At 41.4% G+C, this 3,536-nt stretch carries 8 protein-coding genes; 7 read left to right on the top strand and 1 reads right to left on the bottom strand.

Features of this window, described 5'->3' with window-relative positions; genetic code table 11:
• Nucleotides 1–320 (top strand): hypothetical protein (locus K8S13_RS18785; protein WP_291464937.1); only part of this gene is annotated, 320 nt, incomplete at its 5' end.
• Here the strand turns inward: K8S13_RS18785 and K8S13_RS18780 are convergent.
• Nucleotides 289–444 (bottom strand): hypothetical protein, encoded by a 156-nt coding sequence (locus K8S13_RS18780; RefSeq protein ID WP_291464935.1) that lies wholly within the window; start codon nt 442–444, stop codon nt 289–291. The two genes, K8S13_RS18785 and K8S13_RS18780, sit on opposite strands and share 32 nt — an antisense overlap.
• Before the next feature lie 118 nt (nt 445–562).
• Here K8S13_RS18780 and K8S13_RS25800 point away from each other — a divergent pair, with 118 nt between their 5' ends.
• From K8S13_RS25800 to K8S13_RS18755, 6 genes are all read left to right on the top strand, one after another.
• On the top strand, nt 563–997 hold the full coding sequence (locus K8S13_RS25800) for a nuclease-related domain-containing protein (RefSeq protein WP_367172744.1): 435 nt from the start codon (nt 563–565) through the stop codon (nt 995–997).
• Nucleotides 934–1,242, top strand: a complete 309-nt coding sequence (locus K8S13_RS18775) for a hypothetical protein (RefSeq protein WP_291464933.1) — start codon at nt 934–936, stop codon at nt 1,240–1,242. Before K8S13_RS25800 ends, K8S13_RS18775 begins: the two co-directional genes overlap by 64 nt.
• A 230-nt stretch (nt 1,243–1,472) precedes the next feature.
• Complete coding sequence (locus K8S13_RS18770; RefSeq protein ID WP_291464931.1) at nt 1,473–1,724, top strand: type II toxin-antitoxin system RelE/ParE family toxin; 252 nt, start codon at nt 1,473–1,475, stop codon at nt 1,722–1,724.
• Nucleotides 1,725–1,772: 48 nt separating this feature from the next.
• Nucleotides 1,773–2,078 (top strand): addiction module antidote protein, encoded by a 306-nt coding sequence (locus tag K8S13_RS18765; protein ID WP_291464929.1) that lies wholly within the window; start codon nt 1,773–1,775, stop codon nt 2,076–2,078.
• A 172-nt stretch (nt 2,079–2,250) separates the two neighbouring features.
• The gene (locus K8S13_RS18760) at nt 2,251–2,763 is read left to right on the top strand and encodes a hypothetical protein (RefSeq protein ID WP_291464927.1); all 513 of its coding nucleotides are present in this window, start codon (nt 2,251–2,253) and stop codon (nt 2,761–2,763) included.
• A 97-nt stretch (nt 2,764–2,860) separates the two neighbouring features.
• Nucleotides 2,861–3,421 carry a LysE family translocator gene (locus K8S13_RS18755; RefSeq protein WP_291464925.1) on the top strand — a complete coding sequence of 187 codons (561 nt, stop codon included), beginning with the start codon at nt 2,861–2,863 and terminating at the stop codon, nt 3,419–3,421.
• Nucleotides 3,422–3,536 lie beyond the last annotated feature (115 nt).

Genomic DNA, 3,536 nt, shown 5'->3' with positions numbered 1-3,536 from the left:
CACTACTCCTCCATTCGGATTCACTGTATATACAAAGTTCATGGATACCTCCTTTTCGTTTGATGTTCTGTCCTTCACCCTGTCCGGGGCATTACCCCCGGCATTTGGCTACTATGACGTCTGCTGACTTCTGTCCCATCACCTGTCAGGTTACCCTGATCGGCGCAATGAAATCTCTTTTACAGGTGCTGCCCATTGTTCGTGACTCATCACCGTCGGCAACAGCCGGTAATGCCTTGGCCTTGGTGTCCCGGTATGGCCCAAGCCGGGATTTATTGCAAAAGAAATTCAGGGCATGTAAAACAGATATCCCCGGATAAGAACGTGAACTTTCACTACACAACCGCAGCATTTAACCTGTCTGCTGAATCCAAAGGCTTTGTCATGTTGTGCTGACTTACCCGGAGACCAGGCCTTATATGCTATTTCTGTTCGTCGGCTCATAGTTTTGCACTCCAAGTTCCTTCGGTTCCTCACGGTTCCGCCCTTGTTTTCGGCTAATACTTCGGCTAATGCTATATGCACCAACAGGATTCACGTATACCCCGTCTTGATTTATTCGGTGGTTTTAAGCCAATACTCTATTTCGAGAAAAGTTCCAGGGCTATCGTTAATCATTTTGATTATTTTATTTCTTGTTGGAACTTATATCTATAATGGCAAAAAATTATACAACTTGTTTAAACAAAGGAATAATTTGCGAGTTGGGTATGAGTCTGAGGTCGCAGTTGGACAGGGACTGCAAAATCTTGCCAAATCTGAATTCAATATCTTTCATGATTTCCCTGCTCAAAAGAATTTTAATATAGACCACATTGCCGTCGGACCCCAAGGTATTTATGCAGTTGAAACCAAAGGTCGAGCTAAGTTTGAAAAGACAGAAAATGAGAATTGGAAACTTCAGTTTGACGGAGAGAAATTGTTTTTTCCCGGATGGGTAGAAACAAACCGATTGATCAGTCTATTCGCCAAGCCAAATGGCTTCAAAAGTGGATAGAAAATTCAACAGGAGATAGCCATTATGTTACACCTGTTCTGGCAATACCTGGATGGTATATTAAACAAACTAAATCAAGTGAATTAAGAATAAGCAACGGGAAAAACTTTGATTTTCTTTCAAAAGGAAACTCTGTGTTAACGGAGAAGCAGATAGGCATTATTTCATTCCAGATCGAGAAAATGTGTCGCAATGTCAAGCCAAAAGCATATAAGAAAAAAGAAACAACAAATTTTAACAATTAAAATGCACCGGCTGCGAGCCGGTGATTTTAGTGGTTCACTTGGACACACGCGGGCGGCCTGGCAAATTATCCGATTACATGGTACTGCTGAAGCTTTGCTTCAGCAGTAGTCAAAGGTGAATTAACCACCCCACTGCACATGGACAAGCCAGTGAGCTAAACATTGACTTGGGACCATGGCATCACAAATTGTTTATTGACAATATGTAGCCATGTGGCTACAATTAAACAATGATTGAAATTCAAAAAACTGATCTTTTTGTCAAATGGCTTGATAAATTACATGATATCCGCGCTCGTGCTCGTATTTTGGTTCGGATTAAACGACTAACTGATGGGAATCCTGGAGATGTTAAACCAGTGGGTGAAGGTGTTTCAGAGTTACGAATTAATTATGGACCAGGCTACAGAGTTTATTACAAGCAGTTCGGAGAATCTATAATTATTTTGTTGGCTGGTGGAGACAAGCGTACCCAGACATAAGATATCAAAACCGCCTTACGATTGGCGCAGAATTTATAGGAGTATATCATGGCTAAAACTATAACTACAAAATTTGATGTTTCCGAGCATCTTCGTAATCCAGAAGAAATGGCGGTTTATTTAGAAGCTTGCTTTGAGGAAGCCAATGGAGATGCTACGTTCATTGCTAAGGCTTTGGGTGATATTGCCCGGGCCAAGGGGATGTCTCAGGTTGCTCGTGATGCAGGCCTTTCCCGCGAAAGCCTTTACAAGGCACTCTCTGGTGAAAGAAATCCGGGCTTTGATACAATCCTCAAAGTCATTGGTGCTCTTGGTTTAAAATTGCATGCAGAAGCGATTCAAATGCCTGCCTAGGCAGCCCAGTCAAAGGTCCAACCGGATAAACAAGGGGCGGCTTTTTATTACAAGATAGAGATCAGGAGATCAGCTAGATCAGAGATCAGGGGACAGCTTACTTAATTCTAACAATTCAAATGCTGCGGGCAAGCCGCAGATTTAGTTAGCTTTGAAAAAAAGGGATGTCACAATGAAATATATAATGATGATGTTTGTCACAGCGATCTTGCTGCTTGTCGGCTGCGAATACGAATCCCCGTTGACAAAGGAACACAATATAGCGGTTGATCCTGCAGTGCTTGGTGTGTGGGAACCGATTCAGGTCAATGATGATAAAACGAAAAATGACGAACGGATGATGATCCTTAAATACTCAGACACCGAATACCTGATTCATTACCCGCCGGGAGGGAATGACGAAGCTTACTATCGGGGGTACCCCATCAAGATTGGTGGTGTATCGTGTGTTCAGCTTCAGATCATCGGAACTGCCGATGGCCCCTTTAAGAAAAACGAGAAGGGTCTTTTCCACGTGGCCTCGTATCACCTGACAGATGGCCAACTGGAGATCAAATTGTTGAATACTGATTTGGTGGATGATTCTTTGAAGACAACAGACGGATTGAGGGAGGCGTTTCTGAAGCACAAAGAGAACAAAGAGCTATTCAACGACCCTGGTGTCTTCAGGAAGATAAAGAAATAAGCTAACCCCTTCACTGGTGCCGACCCAAAAAGCCGGGCGGCACAGTTCAACCGTTATGTGTATAAATGAATTATAATCATATAAAGGATTTAATAATATGCCTTTCAATTTTATACTGCTATTTTCAATTACTGTATTTGTTGCCTCAATTATACCAGGTCCAAGTATGTTATTGGCTTTGACCCATGGTATGCATTACGGGGCCAAAAAAACCATAGCATCAGCGATGGGAAATGTAACGGTTACATTAATTCAAGCATCTATTTCCATTGCAGGCTTAGGAACAATTTTAATTGCTTCTGAAACTACATTTCAACTCATTAAATTGGCAGGGGCAGCATATCTCATCTATATGGGAATAAGTATGTTGTGTTCATCAAAAATGTCGTTATCACCAAATGAATTAAATCACACCAATAAATGGAATTCTTTAAAAAAAATGTACCTGCAAGCTGCCTTTGTGACCGCAGGAAACCCCAAGGCGATTGTATTTTTTACCGCAGTCTTTCCTCAATTTATTGACCCTAATGCAGCCTATTTGTCTCAATTCTGCATACTTATTAGCATTTGCGTTTTGATTGGATTTAGCTGCTTTATGATTTACGCAATATGGTGGCAAGAGGGTTTATGCTTAAACTTCACAGAGAAGGCTATATAAGACTGCCCGATAAAAGGAATAACCCGAATAATCCATTTATAAACCGCAAAAAACCTGCAAAAATTCAAATTGATCAAACAAAAATCAAAGCAGGGCTGGCACAGATAAAACCCAT

Source organism: Desulfobacula sp. (assembly GCF_021107415.1).
The sequence above is the reverse complement of the archived record's forward strand: the minus strand, read 5'-3'. Positions and strand labels throughout refer to the sequence as shown.